At 63.5% G+C, this 22363-nt stretch carries 25 protein-coding genes; 8 read left to right on the top strand and 17 right to left on the bottom strand.

The features are described from left to right. Positions 1-35: 35 nt before the first annotated feature. On the bottom strand, positions 36-203 hold the full coding sequence (locus BMI86_RS21160; protein ID WP_168173769.1) for a hypothetical protein: 168 nt from the start codon (positions 201-203) through the stop codon (positions 36-38). A 171-nt stretch (positions 204-374) separates the two neighbouring features. Between BMI86_RS21160 and BMI86_RS02495 the strand changes: the two genes are divergently transcribed. After that, positions 375-1523: a mechanosensitive ion channel domain-containing protein gene (locus BMI86_RS02495; protein ID WP_078539611.1), complete on the top strand. Its 1149-nt coding sequence runs from the start codon at positions 375-377 to the stop codon at positions 1521-1523. Positions 1524-1567: 44 nt separating this feature from the next. Here the strand turns inward: BMI86_RS02495 and BMI86_RS02500 are convergent, their stop codons facing one another. The 8 genes from BMI86_RS02500 to BMI86_RS02535 all read right to left on the bottom strand — a co-directional run bounded on the left by BMI86_RS02500 (position 1568) and on the right by BMI86_RS02535 (position 9027). Then, complete coding sequence (locus BMI86_RS02500; protein ID WP_143594663.1) at positions 1568-2032, bottom strand: hypothetical protein; 465 nt, start codon at positions 2030-2032, stop codon at positions 1568-1570. Between the two features lie 108 nt (positions 2033-2140). Further along, entirely contained in the window at positions 2141-3127 is a 987-nt protein-coding gene (locus tag BMI86_RS02505; protein ID WP_078539613.1) for an ABC transporter substrate-binding protein, read from the bottom strand. A 71-nt stretch (positions 3128-3198) separates the two neighbouring features. Beyond that, complete coding sequence (locus BMI86_RS02510; RefSeq protein ID WP_078519524.1) at positions 3199-4047, bottom strand: ABC transporter permease; 849 nt, start codon at positions 4045-4047, stop codon at positions 3199-3201. After that, on the bottom strand, positions 4044-4907 hold the full coding sequence (locus tag BMI86_RS02515) for an ABC transporter permease (RefSeq protein ID WP_078539614.1): 864 nt from the start codon (positions 4905-4907) through the stop codon (positions 4044-4046). The genes BMI86_RS02510 and BMI86_RS02515 overlap by 4 nt, the downstream gene beginning before the upstream one ends. Positions 4908-5009: 102 nt before the next feature. Further along, positions 5010-5798, bottom strand: coding sequence for an ABC transporter ATP-binding protein (locus BMI86_RS02520; RefSeq protein ID WP_078539615.1), 789 nt, complete (start codon positions 5796-5798; stop codon positions 5010-5012). After that, positions 5795-6217: a VOC family protein gene (locus BMI86_RS02525; RefSeq protein WP_078539616.1), complete on the bottom strand. Its 423-nt coding sequence runs from the start codon at positions 6215-6217 to the stop codon at positions 5795-5797. Before BMI86_RS02525 ends, BMI86_RS02520 begins: the two co-directional genes overlap by 4 nt. Before the next feature lie 6 nt (positions 6218-6223). Continuing rightward, positions 6224-7675, bottom strand: a complete 1452-nt coding sequence (gene hydA / locus BMI86_RS02530) for a dihydropyrimidinase (protein WP_078539617.1) — start codon at positions 7673-7675, stop codon at positions 6224-6226. A gap of 101 nt (positions 7676-7776) precedes the next feature. Beyond that, complete coding sequence (locus BMI86_RS02535) at positions 7777-9027, bottom strand: Zn-dependent hydrolase (RefSeq protein ID WP_078519529.1); 1251 nt, start codon at positions 9025-9027, stop codon at positions 7777-7779. Positions 9028-9154: 127 nt separating this feature from the next. On the opposite strand from BMI86_RS02535, the gene BMI86_RS02540 reads away from it, so the two are divergent. Beyond that, entirely contained in the window at positions 9155-9817 is a 663-nt protein-coding gene (locus tag BMI86_RS02540) for a TetR family transcriptional regulator C-terminal domain-containing protein (protein WP_078539618.1), read from the top strand. A gap of 4 nt (positions 9818-9821) precedes the next feature. Here the strand turns inward: BMI86_RS02540 and BMI86_RS02545 are convergent, their stop codons facing one another. Further along, positions 9822-10673 (bottom strand): hypothetical protein, encoded by an 852-nt coding sequence (locus tag BMI86_RS02545; RefSeq protein WP_078539619.1) that lies wholly within the window; start codon positions 10671-10673, stop codon positions 9822-9824. Positions 10674-10846: 173 nt separating this feature from the next. Between BMI86_RS02545 and BMI86_RS02550 the strand changes: the two genes are divergently transcribed. Then, positions 10847-11428: a VOC family protein gene (locus BMI86_RS02550; protein ID WP_078519532.1), complete on the top strand. Its 582-nt coding sequence runs from the start codon at positions 10847-10849 to the stop codon at positions 11426-11428. A gap of 257 nt (positions 11429-11685) precedes the next feature. On the opposite strand, the gene BMI86_RS02555 is transcribed toward BMI86_RS02550, so the two are convergent. Continuing rightward, positions 11686-13011 carry an aspartate aminotransferase family protein gene (locus tag BMI86_RS02555; RefSeq protein WP_078539620.1) on the bottom strand — a complete coding sequence of 442 codons (1326 nt, stop codon included), beginning with the start codon at positions 13009-13011 and terminating at the stop codon, positions 11686-11688. A 202-nt stretch (positions 13012-13213) separates the two neighbouring features. Between BMI86_RS02555 and BMI86_RS02560 the strand changes: the two genes are divergently transcribed. Then, positions 13214-13864 carry a TetR family transcriptional regulator C-terminal domain-containing protein gene (locus BMI86_RS02560; protein ID WP_210402683.1) on the top strand — a complete coding sequence of 217 codons (651 nt, stop codon included), beginning with the start codon at positions 13214-13216 and terminating at the stop codon, positions 13862-13864. A gap of 113 nt (positions 13865-13977) precedes the next feature. Continuing rightward, entirely contained in the window at positions 13978-14619 is a 642-nt protein-coding gene (locus BMI86_RS02565) for a hypothetical protein (protein ID WP_143594664.1), read from the top strand. Positions 14620-14629: 10 nt separating this feature from the next. Here the strand turns inward: BMI86_RS02565 and preA are convergent, their stop codons facing one another. After that, the gene (preA, locus tag BMI86_RS02570) at positions 14630-15931 is read right to left on the bottom strand and encodes an NAD-dependent dihydropyrimidine dehydrogenase subunit PreA (RefSeq protein ID WP_078539622.1); all 1302 of its coding nucleotides are present in this window, start codon (positions 15929-15931) and stop codon (positions 14630-14632) included. A 3-nt stretch (positions 15932-15934) separates the two neighbouring features. Next, entirely contained in the window at positions 15935-17278 is a 1344-nt protein-coding gene (locus BMI86_RS02575; protein WP_078539623.1) for an NAD(P)-dependent oxidoreductase, read from the bottom strand. Positions 17279-17572: 294 nt separating this feature from the next. Here BMI86_RS02575 and accB point away from each other — a divergent pair, with 294 nt between their 5' ends. Then, positions 17573-18073: an acetyl-CoA carboxylase biotin carboxyl carrier protein gene (gene accB, locus BMI86_RS02580; RefSeq protein WP_078540411.1), complete on the top strand. Its 501-nt coding sequence runs from the start codon at positions 17573-17575 to the stop codon at positions 18071-18073. 10 nt (positions 18074-18083) lie between these two features. After that, a complete protein-coding gene (gene accC, locus BMI86_RS02585; RefSeq protein ID WP_078539624.1) occupies positions 18084-19427 on the top strand; it encodes an acetyl-CoA carboxylase biotin carboxylase subunit in 1344 nt (447 codons plus the stop codon). A 45-nt stretch (positions 19428-19472) separates the two neighbouring features. On the opposite strand, the gene BMI86_RS02590 is transcribed toward accC, so the two are convergent. Then, positions 19473-20183 carry a class I SAM-dependent methyltransferase gene (locus BMI86_RS02590; protein ID WP_078539625.1) on the bottom strand — a complete coding sequence of 237 codons (711 nt, stop codon included), beginning with the start codon at positions 20181-20183 and terminating at the stop codon, positions 19473-19475. A 71-nt stretch (positions 20184-20254) separates the two neighbouring features. On the opposite strand from BMI86_RS02590, the gene aat reads away from it, so the two are divergent. Further along, a complete protein-coding gene (gene aat / locus BMI86_RS02595) occupies positions 20255-20893 on the top strand; it encodes a leucyl/phenylalanyl-tRNA--protein transferase (protein WP_078539626.1) in 639 nt (212 codons plus the stop codon). Here the strand turns inward: aat and BMI86_RS02600 are convergent. The 3 genes from BMI86_RS02600 to BMI86_RS02610 are packed head-to-tail and all read right to left on the bottom strand — an operon-like array spanning position 20857 to position 22121. Continuing rightward, entirely contained in the window at positions 20857-21267 is a 411-nt protein-coding gene (locus tag BMI86_RS02600; protein WP_078519540.1) for a DUF2155 domain-containing protein, read from the bottom strand. The genes aat and BMI86_RS02600 overlap by 37 nt on opposite strands. Further along, positions 21264-21734: an outer membrane lipid asymmetry maintenance protein MlaD gene (gene mlaD / locus BMI86_RS02605; RefSeq protein ID WP_078539627.1), complete on the bottom strand. Its 471-nt coding sequence runs from the start codon at positions 21732-21734 to the stop codon at positions 21264-21266. Before mlaD ends, BMI86_RS02600 begins: the two co-directional genes overlap by 4 nt. 12 nt (positions 21735-21746) lie before the next feature. After that, entirely contained in the window at positions 21747-22121 is a 375-nt protein-coding gene (locus tag BMI86_RS02610; RefSeq protein ID WP_078519542.1) for an NADH:ubiquinone oxidoreductase subunit NDUFA12, read from the bottom strand. Positions 22122-22363 lie beyond the last annotated feature (242 nt).

The raw sequence follows: 22363 nt of genomic DNA on the forward strand, positions 1-22363 counted from the left end.
AAGAAGAAAATAGTTTTACAGCGGTTTACAGGACCTCAGCAGGATCCCGTTCCAGAGGGCGCGACCGTGGCCATGCCCGATATGCCCCCGACACCCGGCTCGCATTCCCCGATATCGCTTTCAAGCTGCGTACAGCCTGCAAACGCGACCAACGCGACGAGCGCGGCAAGCTGTGCGGCGGGTGCGAAAAAGCGGTTTTTCATGGCTCTCTCCAATTCTCGGTATGGGACGATTTCCCCATATGTCAATCTACATTGCCGGCCTGTTCGCTCTATGATCGATGTCAATTCCCGGCCCGATTTGACAGCTCCGCTCGATGCGCCATCATCAATGCGGCAGCGCAGCATAGCGCGCGGCAATTCGCGGAGACCCGGATGGAGCCCGAGACGATCGAGACCGAACTGGCCAGTGCCATCGATACGGCGCAGAAATTCCTGCCGGACTGGGCGGTGGCGCTGATCGCCTATGTTATGGCGGCGCTGATCGCGCTGCTGCTGTTTAGGGTGTTGTTCACGGCGCTCAACCGTGCGGTGGCCGATCGCGATCTGTTCTGGCGCTCGCTTGTCGCGCGGGGGGCGCAACCGATGCGGTTGATCCTGCTGATCGCGGCGCTTGGCTTTGCGAACGGGCTAGCGCCAGCCAGCGCCGCAGTCACCGGTGCAATCACCCATATTCTGTTGGTCGCGCTGATCCTGTGCCTCGCCTGGATCGCATATACCGCGCTTTACATCTGGACGACGATCCATCTACGGCGCTTCAAGCTCGACGCGGAAGACAACCTGCTGGCGCGCAAGCACGTCACCCAGACCCGCATCCTGATGCGTGTGGCGAAAGTGATGATCGTGATCCTCGCGGTCGCAGCCGCCCTGATGACCTTTCCCGCCGTGCGCCAATATGGCGTGTCGCTTCTGGCGGCGGGTGGGGCCGCCGGCATCGTGGTTGGTCTTGCACTGCAGCCGGTGCTCAAGAACCTCTTTGCGGGCATCCAGCTTGCCCTGACACAGCCGATCCGCATCGACGATGCACTGATCGTCGAGGGCGAATGGGGAAATGTCGAAGAAATCACATCGACTTACGTTGTCATCCGCATCTGGGATTGGCGGCGGCTCGTGGTACCCTTGAGCTATTTCATCGAGCAACCTTTCCAGAACTGGACCCGCGAAAGCGCCGATCTGATCGGCACCGTCATGATCTATCTCGACCACACGGCCGACGTCGCCGCGATCCGCGCGAAGGCCGAAGAGGTCACCCGCGCCGATCCGCTCTGGGACGGTAAGGTCTTCGCGTTGCAGGTGACCGATTTCCGCGAGCGGGTGATGGAGGTGCGTATCCTCGCCTCCGCGCGCAACGGTCCGCGCACCTACGATCTGCGCTGCCATATTCGCGAGGAGCTGGTGGCGTGGATTCAGGCCGAAATGCCCCACGCATTGCCCCGCACGCGGGCCGATCTGTCGCCGGCGGAGGCGGCATTCCTCGGCACGCCCTCTGGCGAAGCTTCGTCAACTGACGCGCCCTCCCGCTAAGGGCTCGTTGCAGGCACACTCCAACAGGCCGCCGCGGTTCGCCGCTAATCGAAGGCCCCGAAATGCGCCCCGTAATTCACCGCGCGGTTGGAGCACTTATCCATCGCATCCACGAGCCATTGGCGATCGGGCACAGGTCTGCCGATCAGATGGTGCCCGAGCGCATCTTCGCCCTTCGCGATATTGCCCGCAACATCGCCGCTGAATGTCAGCAGGCGCTTCAGCCAGAAATCCTGCGCCTGCCCGATATATCCCCCGCTTCCGCCGCCCGAGAGCGCACGGACCACGGCGAGGCAATAGGCGGCCTCGATCGGCTGGGTGGGCGTGTCGAAAAGGTAGCTCGGCGGAGCCGCGAACTGGCTTTTCCATGCGAGGTAGAACAGCCCGCCCGCGACGCTGATCACGACGACCGCGTAGAACGCGGTCAGGGCCGGGTGCGTGCGCTGCTGACGCCTGCGAGCCCGTGCGCGGGCGCGCGCACGCTGCGCGGTCATTGATCGATCGGCCATGCGAGTGCCTCCTGGCGCTCAGCAAACCCGATTCCCCTTAAGAAACCCCGAATATGAAAAAGCCCCCCGGCGCACCGGAGGGCTTCGTGTTTCGCGAGAATGTCTCTCTTATTCGAGGCCAGCCTTGTCGGTCACATCATGGGTCCAAGCGCCTTCCGGCTTCTTGGTGATGACCGGGTCCGAACCGCCCGACATCAGAACGTCGACCGTGCGCTCGTAATCGGCGGGGTCGAGTGTGCCGTTCGAGCCAGCGGTCAGCTTGGAGACTTCTTTCATCATGCCGACTTGGTGCTCCATCGTCTGCGCACCGGTCTCGTCATTGTCGAGAATGATCTGTGCGGCCTCGTCGGGATGCTCCTCGGCGTATTTCCAGCCTTCCATCGAGGCTTTCACGAACTTCGCCATCTTGTCGACGAAGGCCTGGTCCTTGAGGTTCTCTTCGAGCACGTAAAGACCGTCCTCGAGCGTCGCGACGCCTTCGTCTTCGTATTTGAAGGTCACCAGCTGGTCGGGCTGAATGCCCGCTTCGAGCACCTGCAGATACTCGTTATAGGTCATGGTCGAGATACAGGCCGCCTGCTTTTGCAGCAGCGGATCGACGTTGAAGCCCTGCTTGAGCACGGTCACACCATCGTCGCCGCCTTCGGTCGAGATGCCGAGATGGTTCATCCAGCTCAGGAACGGGTATTCATTGCCGAAGAACCACACGCCCAGCGTATGGCCGGGGAAGTCCTCGGGGGTCTTGATGCCGCTTTCCTTGAGGCAGGTCAGCATCATGCCCGACTTCTTGAAGGGCTGAGCGATGTTCACGAGCGGAAGCCCTTTCTCGCGGGCCGCCAGCGCCGCCGGCATCCAGTCAACGATGACATCGGCGCCACCGCCTGCGATCACCTGCTCGGGCCCGATATCGGGGCCGCCCGGCTTGATGGTCACGTCGAGGCCCGCATCCTCGTAGAAGCCCTTGTCGAGCGCGACATAGTAGCCCGCGAACTGGGCCTGCGTGACCCATTTCAGCTGCAGCGTCACGTCCTCGTTGGCCCAAGCGGCCCCCGCCATGGTGAGGCTTGCGGCCACCCCTGCGATCAGTTTCTTCATCTTTCACTCCACTGTTGGCCCCGGATCTTTACGCCCGGGATTTTAGGTTTTTCTCAGGCTCTTCCTTGCCCTTACGTCCGGGCCCGTTGCGACGGGTGCCAGAAAGTCACCAGCTTCTCGATCAGGGCGACAAGCCCATAGAAGCCCGAGCCCGCGAGGGCCGCAACGGTAATTTCCGACCACACGAGCGGCAGATCAAGCTGCCCCACCGCGGTCGAGATGCGAAAGCCCATTCCTTTCGTCGGGCTGCCGAAAAATTCGGCAACGATCGCACCGATCAAAGCCAGTGTCGTCGCGATCTTCAATCCATTGAAGAGAAACGGCATCGCCGCTGGCAGGCGCATCTTGAAAAGCCCCTGCCAATAGCTTGCGGAATAGGTCGCCATCAGGTCGCGCTGAAGCGCATTCGTGGCCGCCAGACCCGCCACCATGTTCACGAGAACGGGGAAGAAGACCATGACCACGACGACCGCCGCTTTCGACTGCCAGTCGAAGCCGAACCACATCACGAGGATCGGCGCGATCCCGACGATCGGCAGGGCCGCGACGAAGTTCCCGATCGGCAGCAGCCCGCGTTGCAGGAAGGGCGAGCGGTCGATCAGGATCGCCACCACCACCGCCGCGCCGCAGCCGATGATATAGCCCGAAAGCGCGCCTTTCAGGATCGTCTGCACGAAATCCTCGCGCAGCACATCGGTCGAGGCCATCAGGCTCGCCGCAATCTGGCTCGGGGCGGGCAGGATCACCGGGCTGATATTCAGCCCGCGCACCAGACCTTCCCACAGAAGCAGGAGGGTGATGCCGAACAAGGCCGGGATCAGGAAACGCGCCCAACGCTCCGAGCCATGATGCCGCGCAAGCCAGGTATTGAGGGCCCAGGCCGCCAGCCAGAAGACGATTGCGAAAATAAGCCAGCTCATTGCACCATCCCCATTCGCTTGAGGGTGATTTGTTCGATGATGCCGACCACCACCACGAGGATCGCCGCGAGCGCTGCCGCTGCGAACAGCGCGGACCAGATCTGCACCGTCTGCCCGTAATAGCTGCCCGACAGAAGCCGCGCGCCAAGCCCGCGGGTCGCGCCCGCCGGCAGTTCGGCCACAATGGTACCGACGAGGCTCGCGGCCACGCCCACTTTCAGCGAGGCGAAGAGATACGGCATCGACGACGGCAGCCGCAGCTTCCAGAAGGTCGCGCCCTGGCTCGCATTATAGGTCTTCAGCAGATCGAGCTGCATGTGATCGGGCGCGCGCAGCCCCTTCACCATGCCGACGAGCACGGGGAAGAAGCTCAGGTAAGCGGCGATGATCGCCTTGGGCAGCAGCCCCGTGACGCCGAGGCTCGCGAGAACCACGATCACCATCGGCGCGATGGCGAGGATCGGGATCGTCTGGCTCGCGATTGCCCAGGGCATCACGCTCAGATCCATCGCCCGGCTATGGGTGATCCCCACCGCCAGCAGGATACCAAGGCCGGTGCCCAGCGCGAAGCCCGCAAGCGTCGCCGAGAGCGTGATCCAGCCGTGGAAGACAAGACTGCGCTTGGAGGTGATCTTCTGCCCGGCCACACCTTCCCAAAGCCCGACAGCGACCTGATGCGGGGCGGGTAGCACGGGGCGTTTCTGGGTCAGCGTGTCGGTGACAAGCTCGGAGAACGTGACCTCTTCACCGGCGCGTGCGGCCTGATCGTAGGTCCATTGCGAGTTCATCCAGACGGTGGCTGCGTACCAAAGCAGCAGGATCGCGGCCAAAACCGTCAGAACGGGTGCAATCATCTTCATGAGACCGCCCTCCCCTTCGGCTTGGCCGAAATATCCTCGGGGGGTGAATGGCGCAGCCAGAGGGGGGCGGACAGCCCCCTGCTCGCGGTAGGGGTCATCGCGTCATTCATCATAGGCATGCCCCGCCCGAAGCCCCTCGCGCACCCGATGCGCGATCTGCAGGAATTCCTCACTGTCGCGGATGTCGAGCGGACGCGGCCCTTTCGGCAGCGTGCTCTCGATCACCTCGTGGATGCGGCCCGGACGGGGCGACATCACCACGATCTTGGTCGACAGATAGACCGCTTCCGGGATCGAGTGCGTCACGAAGCCGATCGTCTTGTTGGTGGCCGACCAGAGCTTGAGAAGCTCTTCGTTGAGCTTGTCGCGCACGATCTCGTCGAGCGCGCCGAAAGGTTCGTCCATCAGCAGGATCTCGGCGTCGAAGGCCAGCGCCCGCGCGATCGAGGCGCGCTGCTGCATGCCGCCCGAAAGCTGCCACGGAAACTTCTTCCCGAAGCCTTCGAGGTCGACCAGCGAGAGCACTTTTTCAACACGCTCTTGCTGCTGCGCCTTGGAATAGCCCATGATTTCCAGCGGAAGTTTCACATTTCCCGCAATCGTGCGCCAAGGGTAAAGACCCGCCGCCTGAAACACGTAGCCGTAGCTGCGCGCCTTGCGGGCTTCCTCCGGCGAGATCCCGTTCACGGTCAGCGAGCCGCCCGTGGGCGTCTCCAGTGCCGCGATGCACCGCAGGAAGGTCGTCTTGCCGCAGCCCGAGGGGCCGATGAAGCTGACGAATTCGCCCTTCTCGATATCGAGGTCGATATCTTTCAGCGCGTGAACCGGCCCGTCATTGGTCTCGAAGGTCAGCTCGAGCCCGCGGGCCTGAATTACCGGTGCTGCCGTCATCCGCGCCTCCACAGGGTTTTATCCGCAATCTCGACGCTGTTGCCCGCCGGGTCGCGCAGGTAGATCGACCGCGCCCCGTTCGGCCAATAGAAGTCGGCCTCAATCTCCACGTTATTGTCCCTCAAATGTCGTTCCCATTCGTTGAGTTGATCCGCGTCCGCCGCGAGGCATACATGCCCCGGTCCGACCGCGCCATGCGGTGGAACCGGCAGCGCCGCCTCCGGGTCGGGTGGCTGCTGCGTGGCCTGAGCGATGAAGGTCAGGATCACGCTGTCGCCACAGCGGAAAAAGACATGCCGCCCGTCGCGACGGGTTAGCCGCTCGAGCCCCAGCAGCCCGCCGTAGAAGGCTTCGGTCGCGTCGAGATCCTCGACATAGACCGCAGCCTCCAAAACGCCGGAACTGACCGGGGCCGCCATTGCGCCTTATACCCCGGTCGCCGGGATACCGCTGCGTTCGACCGGACGCGGCGCGGTGAGCTCTTTCCAGGTGGACAGAGCCTTGGTCACCGGCATGCCCGGATCGCGGGCGACGAATTCGCCGTGGCCCTCGGGCGTCTGGATCTTGCCATCGGCCCAGGCGACGACACCGCGGCTGAGCGTATAGCGCGGCAGACCCTTGACCTCTTTGCCCTCGAACACGTTGTAATCGATGGCAGATTGCTGGGTCTTGGCCGAGATCGTCTTGGTCGCTTCCGGATCCCAGACCACGAGATCGGCATCCGCGCCGACCAGAACCGCGCCCTTCTTCGGATAGACGTTGAGGATCTTCGCGATGTTGGTCGAGGTCACCGCCACAAATTCGTTCATCGTGATCCGGCCGGTCTCGACCCCATAGGTCCAGAGCATCGGCATCCGGTCTTCCAGACCGCCGGTGCCGTTCGGGATCTTGGTGAAATCGCCCACGCCATAGCGCTTCTGTTCGGTCGAGAAGGCGCAGTGATCGGTCGCGACGACCGAGAGAGAGCCCGAGGCGAGACCGGCCCAGAGGCTGTCCTGATGCTGCTTGTTGCGGAAGGGCGGCGACATCACGCGACGTGCGGCGTGGTCCCAATCCTTGTCGAAATACTCGCTCTCATCGAGCGTCAGGTGCTGGATCAGCGGCTCGCCCCAGACGCGCTTGCCCTGCATCTTGGCGCGGCGGATCGCTTCGTGGCTCTCTTCGCAGGAGGTGTGCACGACGTAGAGCGGCACGCCTGCCATATCGGCGATCATGATCGCGCGGTTGGTGGCCTCGCCCTCGACCTGCGGCGGGCGCGAATAGGCGTGCCCCTCGGGGCCATTATTGCCATCTGCCAGCAGCTTCGCGGACAGCTCTGCCACGACGTCGCCGTTCTCGGCATGGACCAGCGGGATCGCGCCCAGCTCGGCGCAGCGCTTGAAGCTCGAATAGAGCTCGTCATCGTTCACCATCAGCGCGCCCTTATAGGCCATGAAGTGCTTGAAGGTGTTGATGCCGCGCTCAGTCACTTGCTTCATTTCGTTGAAGACCTGCTCGCTCCACCAGGTGATCGCCATGTGGAAAGAGTAGTCGCAATGCGCGCGGGTCGATTTGTTGTCCCAGCGCTTGAGCGCTTCCAGAAGCCCCTCGCCCGGCGCGGGCAGCGCGAAATCGACGACCATCGTGGTGCCGCCCGCCAGCGCCGCGCGGGTGCCGCTCTCGAAATCGTCGCTGGAATAGGTGCCCATGAAGGGCATCTCGAGATGGGTGTGCGGATCGATCCCGCCCGGCATCACATAGCAGCCGGTCGCGTCGATCTCTTCGTCGCCTTTCAGGTTCGGGCCGATCTCGATGATCTTGCCGCTGTCGATCAGCACATCCGCCTTGTAGGTCAGATCGGCGGTGACGATGGTTCCGTTCTTGATGACTTTGGTCATTGTTTACCTCCCACGAAGGTCTTCCGCCTTCGATTTGGTTCAAATATCCCGGGGGTGAGGCGCTTAGCGCCGAGGGGGCAGCGCCCCCTCTTCCGCCCGTCTCAGCTTACGATTTCCGCGGATTCCAGCACGGCGTGGAACAGCACATCGGCGCCCGCGCCTGCCCAGTCCTTGGAGATATCCTCGGCCTCGTTATGGCTCAGCCCGTCGACGCAGGGGCACATCACCATTGCCGTCGGCGCGACCGCGTTGATCCAGCAGGCATCGTGGCCCGCGCCCGAGATGATGTCGCGATGCGAATAGCCCAGCCGCTCGGCGGCGCTGCGCACGGCGCTCACGCAGGTCGGATCGAAGGTGACCGGGTCGAACCCGCCGGTCTTCTCGAACTCCACCTCAAGGCCCATCTCGTCGCAGATCTTCTTCGCTCCCTCGCGCAGTCGCTTTTCCATATCCTCGATCACGCTCAGATCGGGGGAGCGGAAATCGACGGTGAACACGGCTTTGCCGGGGATCACGTTACGCGAATTCGGGTAGATGTCGATATGGCCAGCCGCGCCCACCGCATGGGGCTTGTGCGACCAGGCGATCTCGTCGACCAGTTCCAGCACGCGCGCCATGCCGAGGCCCGCATTCTTGCGCATCGGCATCGGGGTGGAGCCGGTATGCGCATCCTTGCCGGTGATCGTCACTTGGGTCCAGCTGAGGCCCTGCCCATGCGTGACGACGCCGATATCCTTGCCTTCGGCTTCGAGGATCGGGCCCTGCTCGATATGCAACTCGAACATCGCGTGCATCTTGCGCGCACCGACCTCTTCGTCGCCGACCCAGCCGACACGCTTCAGCTCGTCGCCGAACTTCTTGCCTTCCGCATCTTCGCGATCGTAGGCCCAGTCCTGCGTGTGGATGCCCGCGAACACGCCCGAGGCCAGCATCGCCGGGGCGAAGCGCGTGCCCTCTTCGTTGGTCCAATTGGTCACGACGATCGGGTGCTTGGTCTTGATCCCGAGATCGTTCATCGAGCGCACCGCCTCCAGCGCGCCGAGCACACCGAGGACACCGTCGTATTTGCCGCCCGTGGGCTGCGTGTCGAGGTGGCTGCCCATATAGACCGGCAGCGCATCGGGGTCTTCGCCCGCGCGGGTCGCGAACATGTTGCCCATCGTGTCGACGCCCATCGTCATGCCGGCATCTTCGCACCATTTCTGGAATAGCGCGCGGCCTTCGGCATCCGCATCGGTGAGGGTCTGGCGATTATTGCCCCCGGCGACGCCGGGACCGATCTTGGCCATCTCCATGAGACTGTCCCAAAGGCGATCGGGATTGATGCGGAGGTTTTCTCCGGGTGCTGACATTTCATAACTCCCTGTCGGCTGCGTGGGGGTTATCCCCTCTTGCGACGAATCTTTTTCTGACCGTATGGTCAGGTTGAGTGGGCCACGGTCTGACCATTCGGTCAACAAAAATCAGGACGTATTTTGAATGAAAGATAATGAGAGCGGCAAGCGCACAAAAAATGGGCAAGCCAGCCGGGGAAGCCGCGCCGAGGCCCGGCGCGCCACCGAAGAGGCGATCCTGAAAGCCGCCGAGAGGGTCTTCGCGGAGGCCGGATTCGGCGGCGCCACGATGCAGCTGATCGCGGATGTGGCCGGGCTCCCGAAAGCCAATCTGCATTACTATTTCGACACGAAAGAGTCGCTCTATCGCCGGGTCGTGGAGCGTATCTTTAACATCTGGCTGGAAGCGGCGGATGTGTTCGACGAAGCAAGCGGACCGGCTGAGGGGATCGGGGCCTATATCGACGCCAAGATGGAGATTTCGCGCAATCACCCGAACGGCTCGAAGGTCTGGGCGTCAGAGGTGATGCATGGCGCGCCGGTGATTCAGGATTATCTGGAGACGACGCTGCGCGACTGGACCGAAGGCCGCGCGGTGATCATCCGGCGCTGGATTGCGGAAGGCAAAATGGCCGAGGTCGACCCGCATCACCTGCTCTACATGCTCTGGGCCACCACCCAGCACTACGCCGATTTCTCGCATCAGATCGAGACGCTGAACGGCGGCGCGCCGCTGAGCGACGCTCAGTGGGAGGAGGCGAAGACCTGCGTGAAAAGCATCGTCCTGCGCGGGATCGGAGTCGCCTGATTGCTCAGTTCGTCGCCGGGTCGACGGTGATATTCGGCGCGCCGACGGGGGCGACATCCGATTTTGCATCCGCCGCCGGGGCTTGCGAAGCCGCCTCCGATGCCTCGGGCGCGTCGGGCAGCGTCTCGGTCTCGACCGGGCGCATCGGTGCCCCGGCCACGCCCGCAGGCAGATGCGTCTCGGGCAGTTTCGCTCCCAGAAGCTCTTTCCCGTCCGAGGTCGGCTCGACCGGATCGGCCTCCAGACCGACCGCCTCCGCGCCGGTATCCGAACACACGTAGATCGCGCCGCCCACGACCACCGCCGTGGCAGCGAGCGCAGGCGTCGAGGCCCCCGCCAGCACGCCAAGCCCCGCATCGCGCAGCTTCTTTTGCAGGTTTCCGGCCTGATCCGAGACGATCATGCCGCCGATTTTCTTGCCCAGAACCTTGCTCGCCGCATCGCCCACGGCGCTTTCCGCATCGTCGCGCAGATCGCCAGCGGCCTTCGCGGTGCCCTTGATGCGCTCGCAGATGCTTTTCGACGGTTTGCGGCAGAGCCCGTAGGCGTCGCGCTCGCCCCGGTCGTAGCCCAGATAGGTCTCGGCCTCCTTTTCCCATTGTAGGCAAAACGGGGCGCGGCTTTCGTCATCCATCTCGGGTGTCAGCGCGCGCAGAGTGACCAGCGCCGGGCAGGTCACCTCCCCTTTCTCGCCAAACAGCTTCTCGCGCAGCGACCGGCTTTCCTTCAGCGCCGCGTTCTCCGCATCATACACGTAGGAATAGGTCTTGCCGCGAATGGAGGTCTCGCACGGCACCAGTTCTGCCATGGCAGGCAGCGGGCAGATCAGGGCAAGGACAAAGGTCAGGCGCAGCATTGCGAGTCTCCGGGCATCCCTGCGCAACATAGTCCCCGCCCCCGCCGCCACAAGGTCGCGCAATCTGGCGAAACGGTGCTCGGCGGGGTTTCGCGCGGCACTGCACAGATCCTGTTTCTAGACCTGCGCACAGCATGAGTTAACTTGGTCGCAAGAGAGATAGGGAGAAAGACATGCGCAAGATGCAGGTGCAGGGCGTCCATCACATCACGCTGACCGGGGCGGACCGGCAGAGCTCGATCGATTTCTGGGAAGGGCTGCTCGGGATGCCGTTCATCTTCGACCAACCCAATCTGGACAATGCCGACGAGGGGCATCTCTATTTCGACCCGGGCGACGGGCGGCTGATCACCGTTTTCACCAATGAGAGCCGCAAGCCCGTCCATGACCGCACGCCCACCGATCCGGGCTGCGTGCACCACCTCGCCTTCAACGTCTCGATGGCGACGCATCGGCAGGTCGTGGCGCGGCTCGATGCACGTGGGATCGCGCATTCCGGCGTGAAGGATCGCGGCTTCATGGATTCGATCTATTTCAAGGATCCGCTGGGGCTGCTGATCGAGCTGGCCACCTACAAGTTCGAGCCACCGCGCGGATCGTCCCATGCCGAGGTGATGATCGAGGCGCATCGCATCCGGGTCGCGCGCGGCGACAAGGCGATCGGCGAGGAGCATCTGGCAGATGCGATCGAGATGATCGTGGAGCGCTCGCAGCAATCGCTGAGCGAGGATCGCGGGGCGAAGAACCCGTATTGAGGCCCCCATATTGGGGCGGCGCCGCGAGGGCCGCGCCCGACCTCGGGTGGGCGCGTCGCGTCACCTGTGGCCAGGCACTTAATCTCGCAAGCCCGCAAGACAGATATGCCCGCGACGACATCGCCAATGCGCCCTCCCGGGGGGGAGGTCGGGCGCGGCCCGGGGCTGGTCGCCCCGCGCCCTCAAGCACCACGCCGCAACAAAAAAACGGCCGCGCAACCCTGCGCGGCCGTCTTGTCATCTCGGCTTGAGCCCGATCACTCGACCTCTTCGAGCACCTCTTTGAGCGTGCCGACCAGCTCGTCGATCTGCTCTTTCGAGATGATCAGCGGCGGGCTCATCGCGATGATGTCGCCGGTGGTCCGGATCAGGATGCCTTTCTCATAGGCCTTCAGGAAGGCCGAGAAGGCGCGCTTCGTGGGTTCGCCCGCGATCGGCTCCAGCTCGACCGCGCCGATCAGCCCCTCGTTGCGGATGTCGATCACGTTGCGCACGCCCTTGAGCGAATGCAGCGCCTCTTCCCAATAGGGGGCGAGCTCGGCGGCCCGCTCGAACAGGCCCTCTTCGCGATAGGTCTCGATCGTCGCGATCCCGGCGGCAGCGGCGATCGGGTTGCCCGAATAGGTGTAGCCGTGGAACAGCTCGATCATATGCTCGGGGCCGTTCATGAAGGCGTCGTGAACCTCGGCCGTCGCCAGCACCGCACCCATCGGGATCACGCCGTTGGTGAGGCCCTTTGCGGTGGTCATCATATCCGGCACGACACCGTATTTCTCGGCGGCGAAGGCCGCGCCCGTGCGTCCGAAACCGGTGATCACCTCGTCGAAGATCAGCAGGATGCCGTGCTTGCGGGTGATGTCGCGCAGCTTCTGCAGGTAGCCTTTCGGCGGCAGCAGCACCCCAGTCGACCCCGCGACGGGCTCCACGATGACGGCGGCGATGGTCTCGGCGCCATGCAGCGCGATGATGCGTTCGAGATCGTCGGCCAGATGCGCGCCGTGCTCGGGCAGGCCCTTCGACCAGCGGTTTTCCTCGGGCAGATGGGTGTGCGGCAGGTGATCGACGCCCGGCACGAGCGGACCGAAGGTCTTGCGGTTGGTGACGATGCCGCCGACCGAGATGCCGCCGAAGTTCACGCCGTGGTAGCCGCGCTCGCGCCCGATCAGGCGAGTGCGAGCCCCGTCGCCGCGCGCACGGTGATAGGCTATGGCGAGCTTGAGCGCGGTCTCGACCGATTCAGAGCCCGAATTGGTGTAGAAAACATGCGCCATCTCGTCGGGCGCGATGTCGAGGATGCGGTTGGCAAGCTCGAACGCGATCGGGTGGCCCATCTGGAAGGCGGGTGCGTAATCAAGCTCGGCCGCCTGTTTCTGGATCGCCTCGGTTATCTTTGGGCGGCAATGGCCCGCGTTGCAGCACCACAGGCCAGCCGTGCCGTCGAGCACCTGACGTCCGTCCGAGGTGGTGTAATGCATATCTTTCGCGCCCACGAACATGCGCGGGTTCTTCTTGAACTGGCGGTTCGCCGTGAAGGGCATCCAGAAAGCGTTGAGATCGTTGGGTGATTTGCGGTCGAGCGCCATAGGGAAAACTCCGGTCGGAAGGCCGGGTCGAGACGCGGCCGGGATGTCTAGTTTGACCGAATGGTCAGACTCACGCTAGCACAGCTTAGGAACCAGTCAAGCGGCCTTCAATGCGCGCCAAAAGCGCATTCTGGCGCCCCGTAGCGATTGATCCCGCAGTAACGCTTCGGTTAACATAAAACACGAACTGGGAGACGAATATTTGGCAGACGACCTCGACCCGCGCGACTTCACCAGCGACGATGACGGCAAGCGCCCGCTGACCCGGATACAGAAGGTCAATCGCGGCAAGATTCTCGAGGCGGCGCTGGACGTATTCTCTGCGCATGGGTTCCGCGGCGCGACGCTCGACCAGATCGCTGCGGAAGCCGGGCTGAGCAAGCCGAACGTGCTCTATTACTTCCCCTCTAAAGAGGCGATCCACGAGGCGCTTCTTGCTGGGCTTCTCGATATCTGGCTCGCGCCGCTGCGCGCGATTGATCCTGCGGGCGAGCCGCGCGAGGAAATCATGCGCTACATGCGCCGCAAGCTCGAAATGAGCCGCGAGATGCCGCGCGAAAGCCGCCTGTTTGCCAACGAGGTCTTGCAGGGCGCCCCCCGGATGGGCGCGGGGTTGTCCACTGATCTCAAGACCTTGGTGGACGAGAAAGCCAAGGTGATCGAGGGCTGGATCGCCGAGGGGCGTCTTGCCCCGGTCGATCCGCATCACCTGATTTTCTCGATCTGGGCGCTGACCCAGCATTACGCCGATTTCGACACGCAGGTGCGCGCGGTTCTCGGCCCGGGCAAAGACCCGATCGAAGGGGCGGCGCCGTTCCTCGATATGCTGTTCTCGCGGCTGCTCGCGCCCTGAGCTGTTAGACCTTCCGTAACTATCCCCCGAAGTTTCTGCCTGATCTTAACGGTCCGGTAACGCCCCCGGCACAGTCTGAGGATGCGTGGGGGCGCAGGAATATGGAGCTCGGGATGGACCGGATTTCGGGGTTGATGCCTCAGGTCGGGTGGTCGCCTCTGTTGACGGTGGCGGCCCCGAAGACAGCGCCTGCCAGCACGGTGGAGGCGGCGGCGAATGCGGCCAATACCAACGGCGGCCTCGGCGCGAATGTAGACACCCAAACGTCGCAGGATCGCGCGCAGCAAGTGCGTGCCTTGGAAGCGCGCGCGGCACGCGGCGCCAGCGCGCTGAAGGAGGAAGGGCAGGATCGGGGCACGGAGGATGCAAGCCAACCGTCCCGTTCACTCGGCAAACGCGATGGGGATGCACGTCCCGACCCAGATGCCTTGACCGGCCCGATCCCGACATTCGAGGTCACGCCGCTCGAGGCTCAGGCCGCTGCGCTCTGGGCTGCGCCGGACCTCGTGGAGACCTCGGATGCCCCGGCCCCGGAGCCGGTGAAGCCCGCCGACACGATCCAGACCACCGGCACATCGACGGAGGAGCGCGCGGAGGTCAAAGCGCCCGACACCGCCAAGGAGGCGCGTGCCGAGCCTGCGCCGCAGACGGAAGATAAAAACGACGCGCCCTCCGATCATCGGAGCGGCGCGTCGCAGGAGGGATGGTCTCAGGTTGCCCCGCAGGTCGCGCCGAACCTCGACGTGACCCGCTAGGCCCCTGCCCTTACTCGGCTGCCGTCGCAGCCGAGGGGTTGTTGGGATGGCTCGTCCAGTTGGCGTAGTCGCCGACCGTCTCGCCGGTGCGCGGATCCACCTCGCCCTTGTCCATCTTGCGCATCGTGATGCACTCGACCGGGCAGACTTCGACGCAGAGGTTACAGGCCACGCATTCCTCGTCCTTGACCGAGTAGACGCGGTCTTCGGTCACCGCGATTGCCTGGTGCGAGGTATCCTCGCAAGCCGCGTAGCAGCGACCGCATTTGATGCAATCGTCCTGATTGATCTCGGCCTTGGTGACGTAGTTGAGGTTCAGATACTGCCAATCGGTCACGTTCGGCACCGCGCGCCCCACCAGTTCGGAGGTCGAGATGAAGCCCTTGCGATCCATGTAATCGCTCAGCCCCGAGATCATTTCCTGCACGACCTTGAAGCCATAGGTCATCGCCGCCGTGCAGACCTGCACATTGCCAGCCCCGAGCGCCATGAACTCTGCCGCATCGCGCCAGGTGGTCACGCCACCGATGCCGGAGATCGGCAGACCGGCCGTGTCGGGATTGCGCGCGATCTCGGCCACCATGTTCAGCGCGATCGGCTTCACCGCCGGACCGCAATAGCCGCCATGGGTGCCTTTGCCGTCGATCGTCGGCTCCGGCGCGAAATCGTCCAGATCGACCGAGGTGATCGAGTTGATCGTGTTGATCAGCGACACCGCATCGGCCCCGCCACGCTTGGCAGCCTCCGCCGGGCGGCGGATGTCGGTGATGTTGGGCGTGAGCTTCACGATCACCGGCAGGCTGCAATATTGCTTACACCAGCGGGTGACCATCTCGATATATTCGGGCACCTGCCCCACCGCAGAGCCCATGCCACGCTCGGCCATACCGTGCGGGCAGCCGAAGTTCAGCTCGATCCCGTCGGCACCGGTTTCCTCGACCAGCGGCAGGATCGCCTTCCAGCTCTCCTCGTCACAGGGCACCATCAGCGAGACGATGATAGCGCGGTCCGGGTAGTCCTGCTTGACCGCCTTGATCTCGCGCAGGTTGGTCTGCAGCGGACGGTCGGTGATCAGCTCGATATTGTTGAGACCGAGCAGACGGCGATCCGCGCCGTAGATCGCGCCATACCGCGGGCCGTTGACGTTGACGACGGGCGGACCTTCCGAGCCCAGCGTCTTCCACACGACCCCACCCCAGCCGGCTTCAAACGCGCGGCGGACATTGTATTCCTTATCCGTCGGCGGCGCGGAGGCGAGCCAAAACGGGTTGGGGGATTTGATACCGATGAATTCAGAAGTCAGATCGGCCATCTCTTAGCCCTCCATCAGGAATTGGTGGATTTCTTCAGCCGCATCGCGCCCCTGCGCGACCGCGGTCACGGTCAGGTCTTCGCCGGCATGGGTGCAATCGCCCCCCGCCCAGACCCGTTCGACCGAGGTGCGGCCTGCGCCGTCCACCTTGATCTTGCCGCCCGCGACTTCGACCTTCGGAGGCATATCGCCCAGCGTCTGACCGATCGCCTTGAAGACCTGATCGGCGGACAGTTTGAAGGTCGCCTCGGTCATCTCCAGACCGTCGGGGCCTTTCTTCGTGTAGGCGAACTCGACCTGACGCACCGCGCCGTTGCCATGAATGGCGATGGGGGCGGCGTTCTCGATGATGTTCACGCCATGGGTCAGCGCGTGCTCCTGCTCGACCGTGCTGGCGGGCATTTCGCTGCGCGAGCGGCGATAAACGAGCGTCACGTTGAGCGCGCCCAGCAGCTTCGACTGCACTGCGGCATCGACCGCCGTCATGCCGCCGCCGATCACGACCACGTCGCGCCCGATCGGCAGCTCGGCCAGATCGGAGGCCTGACGCAGCTCCGCGATGAACTCGGTCGCGGGGCGGATGCCATCCTTGTCTTCGCCATCGAGGCGCAGCGCGTTCACGCCCGACAGCCCCATCCCGAGGAAGACCGCGTCGTAATCGCCCAGCAGCTCGGCCAGATCGCCATCCCCGACGCGGCCAAGTTGCCAATTCTCGACGATAGTGATGCCACCGATCTGCATCAGCCAGTCGACTTCCGCCTGCGCGAATCCGCCCGGCGTCTTGTAGCTGGCGATACCGTATTCGTTGAGCCCGCCCGGCTTCGAGCGCGCGTCGTAAACGGTGACCTCGTGGCCCTTCATCGCGAGACGGTGCGCACAGGCGAGACCCGCAGGCCCGGCCCCAACGACCGCCACCGATTTGCCCGTGCGCTCGGCGCGGGTGTAGGGGTGGCTTTGCTTGGCCATCAGCGTATCTGTCGCAAAACGCTGCAGCGCGCCGATCTCGACCGGCTCGCCTTCCGAATCCATGCGGACACAGGAGCCTTCGCAGAGGTTCTCGGTCGGACAGACACGGGCGCACATGCCGCCCATGATGTTCTGATCGAAGATCGTCTTCGCTGCGGCTTCCGGCGTTCCGGTCGAGATTTGCCGGATGAAGAGCGGAATATCGATCGCGGTCGGGCACGCTTCCATGCATGGCGCATCATAGCAGAAATAGCAGCGATCGGCCGCGATGCGGGCTTCTTGCGTCCCCAGCGGCGGCGCGTGATCGGCGAAATTGGTGCAGTAGCTTTCCGGGTCGAGCCGTGCTGGCGCGATCCCTTCGGTGAGCTGGCTATTGGACACTTGCGGGCTCCCTGTCAGTTTTTCTTATTCCCTACGCTCGCACAGGATTGAATTTTATCAAGTGGTAAAATATGCCGCAGCGCGGCGGGTCGCCAATTCCCGCCCGATTGCCCGGTAGTTCAGCGCCCCCTACCCCACCCTTGCTCAATTATCGGGCAATCACGAGATCGCGAAACCCTGACACGAGGACGGTCGATGCGGCTTTTCACCGCGCGTTACCTCGCGTATAACCGCCTCCAGCACCAAAGAGCCCCGCAGAATGGGCTCCATTTCAAAGCACCCTTCGAGGACCGCATGACCAAAAATACCCGTGACAACGACGTGGCCTTCATTCAGGCCCTTGCCGAACTGCTCAATTCGAACGAGCTGACGGAAATCGCCGTGACGCGCGATTACGCGCAAGATGACAGCCTGAAAGTGCGGGTGTCGAAACAGACCAATATTGTGCAGGCAGCCGCGCCTGCGCCCGCAGCTGCCCCCGCTCCGGCGCCCGCAGCGGCCCCGGCGGCGCAATCCGCAGCCTCCGAGCAAGCCGCCCCCGTCGAAGACCCCGCCGATCACCCCGGCGCCGTGGCCTCGCCCATGGTGGGCACCGCCTATCTCTCGCCCGAGCCGGGCGCATCGGCCTTCGTGAAGGTCGGCGATCAGGTCAAGGAAGGCCAGACGCTGATGATCGTCGAAGCGATGAAAACAATGAACCACATCCCCGCCCCGAAATCGGGCACGGTCAAGCGCATCCTCGTCGATGACGGTCAGCCGGTCGAATACGGTTCGACCCTGATGATCGTCGAATAAGGGGGCCGGTATGTTCGACAAGATCCTGATCGCCAACCGGGGCGAGATCGCGCTGCGCGTGATCCGTGCCTGCCGCGAGATGGGGATCGCCTCGGTCGCGGTCCATTCGACGGCGGATTCGGACGCGATGCATGTGCGCATGGCCGATGAGTCGGTCTGCATCGGCCCGAATTCCTCGACGCAATCCTACCTCTCGGTGCCCGCTATCGTCGCGGCCTGCGAGATCACGGGCGCGCAGGCGATTCACCCGGGCTACGGGTTCCTGTCCGAGAATGCCGCCTTCGTGCAGGTGCTCGAAGATCACGGCATCACCTTCATCGGCCCGTCGGCCGCCCATATCCGCATCATGGGCGACAAGATCACCGCGAAGGAAACCGCGAAGAACCTTGGCATTCCGGTCGTTCCGGGCTCTGCGGGTGGCGTGCCCGACACCGAGGCTGCGAAGCAGATCGCCGGTGACATGGGCTACCCCGTCATCATCAAGGCCACCGCTGGCGGCGGCGGTCGCGGGATGAAGGTCGCGAAATCCGAAGAAGAGCTCGAGGTCGCGTTCCGCACCGCACGCTCCGAGGCGAAAGCCGCCTTCGGCAATGACGAAGTCTATATTGAGAAATATCTGCAGAAGCCGCGCCATATCGAGGTGCAGGTCTTCGGCGACGGCAAAGGCCGCGGCGTCCATCTGGGCGAGCGCGACTGCTCGCTCCAGCGCCGCCACCAGAAGGTGCTCGAAGAGGCCCCCGGCCCCTCGATCACCACCGAAGAGCGCGCCCGTATCGGCAGCATCTGCGCCAACGCGATCGGTGAGATGGGCTATTCCGGCGCGGGCACGATCGAGTTCCTCTACGAGGATGGCGAGTTCTATTTCATCGAGATGAACACCCGTCTTCAGGTCGAGCACCCGGTGACCGAGGCGATCTTCGGTGTCGATCTGGTGCGCCAGCAGATCAAGGTCGCCGCCGGCGAGCCGATGGAATTCGATCAGGACACGCTCTCGATCCGCGGTCACGCGATCGAAGTGCGGATCAATGCAGAGAAACTGCCGAACTTCGCGCCGTGCCCCGGTCGGATCACCCATTACCACGCGCCCGGCGGGCTTGGCGTGCGGATGGATAGCGCGCTCTATGACGGCTATTCGATCCCGCCCTATTACGACAGCCTGATCGGCAAGCTGATCGTGCATGGTCGCGACCGCCACGAGGCGTTGCAGCGTCTGCATCGTGCGCTTGGCGAGCTGATCGTGGACGGGGTGGATACCACCGTGCCGCTGTTCAACGCGCTCCTGCAAGAGCCCGACATCCAGAGCGGCAACTACTCGATCCACTGGCTCGAGAAATGGCTCGAAAAGAACCTCTGATCGGTTCGAAATTTGCGAAAACGCCCCCGGTTTCGGGGGCGTTTTTCATTTCGGGGTCAGCAGGCAGGTGCCGCGCTTTTTCTCTTTGTCCTTCGGGCGATAGTAGTCGCCAATATGGCTGCGTTGCCCCTGCCGGATCTGGTCCCAGTCCAGCCAGTGGCAGTCGTAATCGAGCACGTCGGCCATCGCACTCATCGCCGGGAAAGACGGGATTCCGATCAACGCCTTTTCCTGGCCCTCGATCTGCGGAATCGAGTTCAGTTCGTTGTCGGTGCGCTCGCGCATCAACAGGATCACCGGGCCGGGGCGCTGCGCGAATTCGCTGTCCACGATCACCAGTTCCGGCCCGAGCTGGCGCACCAGCTGGAACAGCCGGAAATGGTCCATCACGTGGTAGAGGATACCGAGAACGCCCACGACGTCGAAACGCTCGCCCGCGTCGATCAGCTTCTGCATCCCGTCGAAGATGTCGTCGCAGATCAGCTTCACCTTCTCGCGCAGATGGGCGCGGGGGAATTGGTCGAAGCGGTCGATCAGTTCCTGCCGCCCTTCGATTCCCACCACTTCCGAGGCGCCTGCCGCCGCGAAGGCATAGGCCCAGCGGCCATCATGAGCCGCCAGATCGAGCACACGCTTGCCCGCGATCTCCTGCGCCAGCGGCTTGATGATCATCTTGTGGCGCAGGTTCATCCGCTCCACCGTGCCGGGATCTTCGGCGTATCGGTCGATCTCGGGGAGGAAATCGTAGAAACCCATATTTGCGCTCGGCCCCGCTCTGGTTCATCTTGTTGGCGAGCCTAGGCGTAACGAGAAAACCGGGCAAGATAATGACGGACAGGTTGAGCGCGGAACTACTTTTAGCGGGCTATGCGCAGGGCATCTTTCCGATGGCCGAAAGCCGCGACAATCCGCAATTGCATTGGTTCGACCCGGCTCTGCGCGGGATCGTGCCCTTGGACAAATTCCACATTTCGCGCTCTCTCGCGAAGGTAATCCGGCGCGGCGATTACAGTATCACAACAAACGCGGCATTTCGGGGTGTGGTCGAAGGCTGCGCAGATCGTGACGAGACGTGGATAAACGGCCCGCTCTTCACGCTCTACGATCAGCTCCATGCGGCGGGCTTCGCGCATAGTCTGGAGGTCTGGCAGGACGGTGCGCTCGCGGGCGGTATTTTCGGGATCACATTGGGCGGCGCGTTCTTCGGCGAAAGCATGTTCTCGCGCCGTCCCAATGCCTCGAAAGTGGCGCTGACCTATCTGGTGGACCGGCTGCGCCAGACCGGGTTCACCTTGCTCGATACGCAATACATCACGCCGCATCTGGCCTCGATGGGCGCGATCGAAGTGACCCGGATCGAATATCGCGCGCGTCTGGCGCAGGCGCTGACGCGGGAATGCGACTTCACCTCAGGCCTGATCCCTGCGCCTCAGTCGCTTTTGCAGCGTATGACCCAGACGTCGTAACGCGGATGATCGAGCGCCGAGAGCGCGGGGCTGGAAGCGATCATCCAGCCTGAGAAATCAGGCTGCGGCTTGTCCTCTTCGGTCACCGTCACATAGGCATAGGCATCCGAGGACGGATCGTCGGCCGGGTAACGGCATTCGCGCAGCGTCACCTTGATGAACCCGTATTTGACGCTCTGCCCGACATTCAAATTGATGTCCGAGGCGATGCCCGACACCTTGTCGAGCCCGCGCAGCATCGCGCCTGTACCGTCGGCCAGCCCTTTCGCGGGCTCATCCTGCGGGATCTGGTCGTCCGGCGTCGTTTGCGTGAAGTCCTGCGCCGCAGCGAGCCCCGGAACGAGCGCCGCGATCAAAACCAAAGCGCGGATCATTGCGCCCCCTCCCCTGCGCCGTCGCCACCGCCGCCACCTGCGAATTTCAGCATCAGGTTCAGCATCGAGACCGCGCTTTGCGTGTCGAGAATTTCATCGCCGGGCTTCAGGTCGTCGATCGCCCCGCCCGGGATCAAGTCGATATAATTCGAGCCCAAGAGCCCGTCTTGCGTCACGGCAATCACCGTATCCTCAGGCAGCGCGACGCCGTTTTTCACCGAAATCGTGGTATCGGCGAAGAAGGTTTTCGGGTTGAGCGCGACATCCGTCACCGTCCCGACCTTCACGCCCGCAAGTCGCACATCGGTGCCGGGCACAACGCCCCCGATCGACCGGAAGGAGGCATGCAGCGGATAAGAACCGCCATCGGCGCCAATGTCCATGCCGCGCCCTGCCCAGACCAGAAAGCCCAGGGCCACGACCAGCACGATCGCGCCGGTGATGATCTCGGTGCGGTTTTCGCTCATAGCGGGGTGGCCTTACTCGGGCTGCCAAGCCTCGTAATCGCGGCGCTCGACCGGATGCGCGAGGCGAATCGACCCCGGCGGCACATAGGCCGCTTCGGTGCCGGTGTGGTTTGCCTCATGCGGCTTTTCCCAAGGCTTGTGGGCCAGCGGCTTGTCGGTCGGCGGCTCGTCATAGGTGAAGTGCATCCAGCCATGCCAGTCCGGCGGGATACGGCTCGCTTCGCTTTCGCCATTATAGATCACCCAGCGGCGCTTGGCGTCCTTGGTGCGGTAATAGATGTTGCCTTGCTCGTCCTCGCCAACTTTCACGCCCTTACGCGCGGTGAAAAGCTGCGTGCCGACGGTCGAGCCGTTCCACCAGGTGAGAATTCGAAGCAGAAACTTCATGGGGCAACCTCCGCAATGCGTCCCGCCTGTTATATCCGCTGGGGCGTCGAGGTCCAGTGCCCGTGCGGGGATCAGGGCGTCTGCGAGGCGGAATTTGGTACCTCAAGCACCAGACGGTTGAGAAATCGGCTCCCGGGTGGTCAGCTGCGCCACGCTATGTGAGGCCTCACGCCTGCCTATGGAAAGTGGAGCGAAGCCTCTCCGTAGCAACGTTGCGCGGCCTACAGGAGCCCCACTTGGCA

It is taken from the genome of Thioclava sp. DLFJ5-1 (genome assembly GCF_002020115.1).
Classification (GTDB): Bacteria; Pseudomonadota; Alphaproteobacteria; order Rhodobacterales; family Rhodobacteraceae; genus Thioclava; species Thioclava sediminum.

Coding starts and splice junctions, on each gene's coding strand:
- BMI86_RS02555 (WP_078539620.1), bottom strand. CDS start 13,011: ATGGCGCTCGACCGCAAATCACCCAACGATCTCAACGCTTTCTGGATG.
- aat (WP_078539626.1), top strand. CDS start 20,255: ATGACGGACAGGTTGAGCGCGGAACTACTTTTAGCGGGCTATGCGCAG.
- mlaD (WP_078539627.1), bottom strand. CDS start 21,734: ATGAGCGAAAACCGCACCGAGATCATCACCGGCGCGATCGTGCTGGTC.
- BMI86_RS02565 (WP_143594664.1), top strand. CDS start 13,978: ATGGACCGGATTTCGGGGTTGATGCCTCAGGTCGGGTGGTCGCCTCTG.
- BMI86_RS02550 (WP_078519532.1), top strand. CDS start 10,847: ATGCGCAAGATGCAGGTGCAGGGCGTCCATCACATCACGCTGACCGGG.
- BMI86_RS02515 (WP_078539614.1), bottom strand. CDS start 4,907: ATGAAGATGATTGCACCCGTTCTGACGGTTTTGGCCGCGATCCTGCTG.
- BMI86_RS02540 (WP_078539618.1), top strand. CDS start 9,155: ATGAAAGATAATGAGAGCGGCAAGCGCACAAAAAATGGGCAAGCCAGC.
- preA (WP_078539622.1), bottom strand. CDS start 15,931: ATGGCCGATCTGACTTCTGAATTCATCGGTATCAAATCCCCCAACCCG.
- BMI86_RS02610 (WP_078519542.1), bottom strand. CDS start 22,121: ATGAAGTTTCTGCTTCGAATTCTCACCTGGTGGAACGGCTCGACCGTC.
- BMI86_RS02495 (WP_078539611.1), top strand. CDS start 375: ATGGAGCCCGAGACGATCGAGACCGAACTGGCCAGTGCCATCGATACG.
- accC (WP_078539624.1), top strand. CDS start 18,084: ATGTTCGACAAGATCCTGATCGCCAACCGGGGCGAGATCGCGCTGCGC.
- BMI86_RS02600 (WP_078519540.1), bottom strand. CDS start 21,267: ATGATCCGCGCTTTGGTTTTGATCGCGGCGCTCGTTCCGGGGCTCGCT.
- BMI86_RS02505 (WP_078539613.1), bottom strand. CDS start 3,127: ATGAAGAAACTGATCGCAGGGGTGGCCGCAAGCCTCACCATGGCGGGG.
- BMI86_RS21160 (WP_168173769.1), bottom strand. CDS start 203: ATGAAAAACCGCTTTTTCGCACCCGCCGCACAGCTTGCCGCGCTCGTC.
- BMI86_RS02500 (WP_143594663.1), bottom strand. CDS start 2,032: ATGGCCGATCGATCAATGACCGCGCAGCGTGCGCGCGCCCGCGCACGG.
- BMI86_RS02545 (WP_078539619.1), bottom strand. CDS start 10,673: ATGCTGCGCCTGACCTTTGTCCTTGCCCTGATCTGCCCGCTGCCTGCC.
- BMI86_RS02510 (WP_078519524.1), bottom strand. CDS start 4,047: ATGAGCTGGCTTATTTTCGCAATCGTCTTCTGGCTGGCGGCCTGGGCC.
- BMI86_RS02520 (WP_078539615.1), bottom strand. CDS start 5,798: ATGACGGCAGCACCGGTAATTCAGGCCCGCGGGCTCGAGCTGACCTTC.
- BMI86_RS02525 (WP_078539616.1), bottom strand. CDS start 6,217: ATGGCGGCCCCGGTCAGTTCCGGCGTTTTGGAGGCTGCGGTCTATGTC.
- accB (WP_078540411.1), top strand. CDS start 17,573: ATGACCAAAAATACCCGTGACAACGACGTGGCCTTCATTCAGGCCCTT.
- hydA (WP_078539617.1), bottom strand. CDS start 7,675: ATGACCAAAGTCATCAAGAACGGAACCATCGTCACCGCCGATCTGACC.
- BMI86_RS02590 (WP_078539625.1), bottom strand. CDS start 20,183: ATGGGTTTCTACGATTTCCTCCCCGAGATCGACCGATACGCCGAAGAT.
- BMI86_RS02535 (WP_078519529.1), bottom strand. CDS start 9,027: ATGTCAGCACCCGGAGAAAACCTCCGCATCAATCCCGATCGCCTTTGG.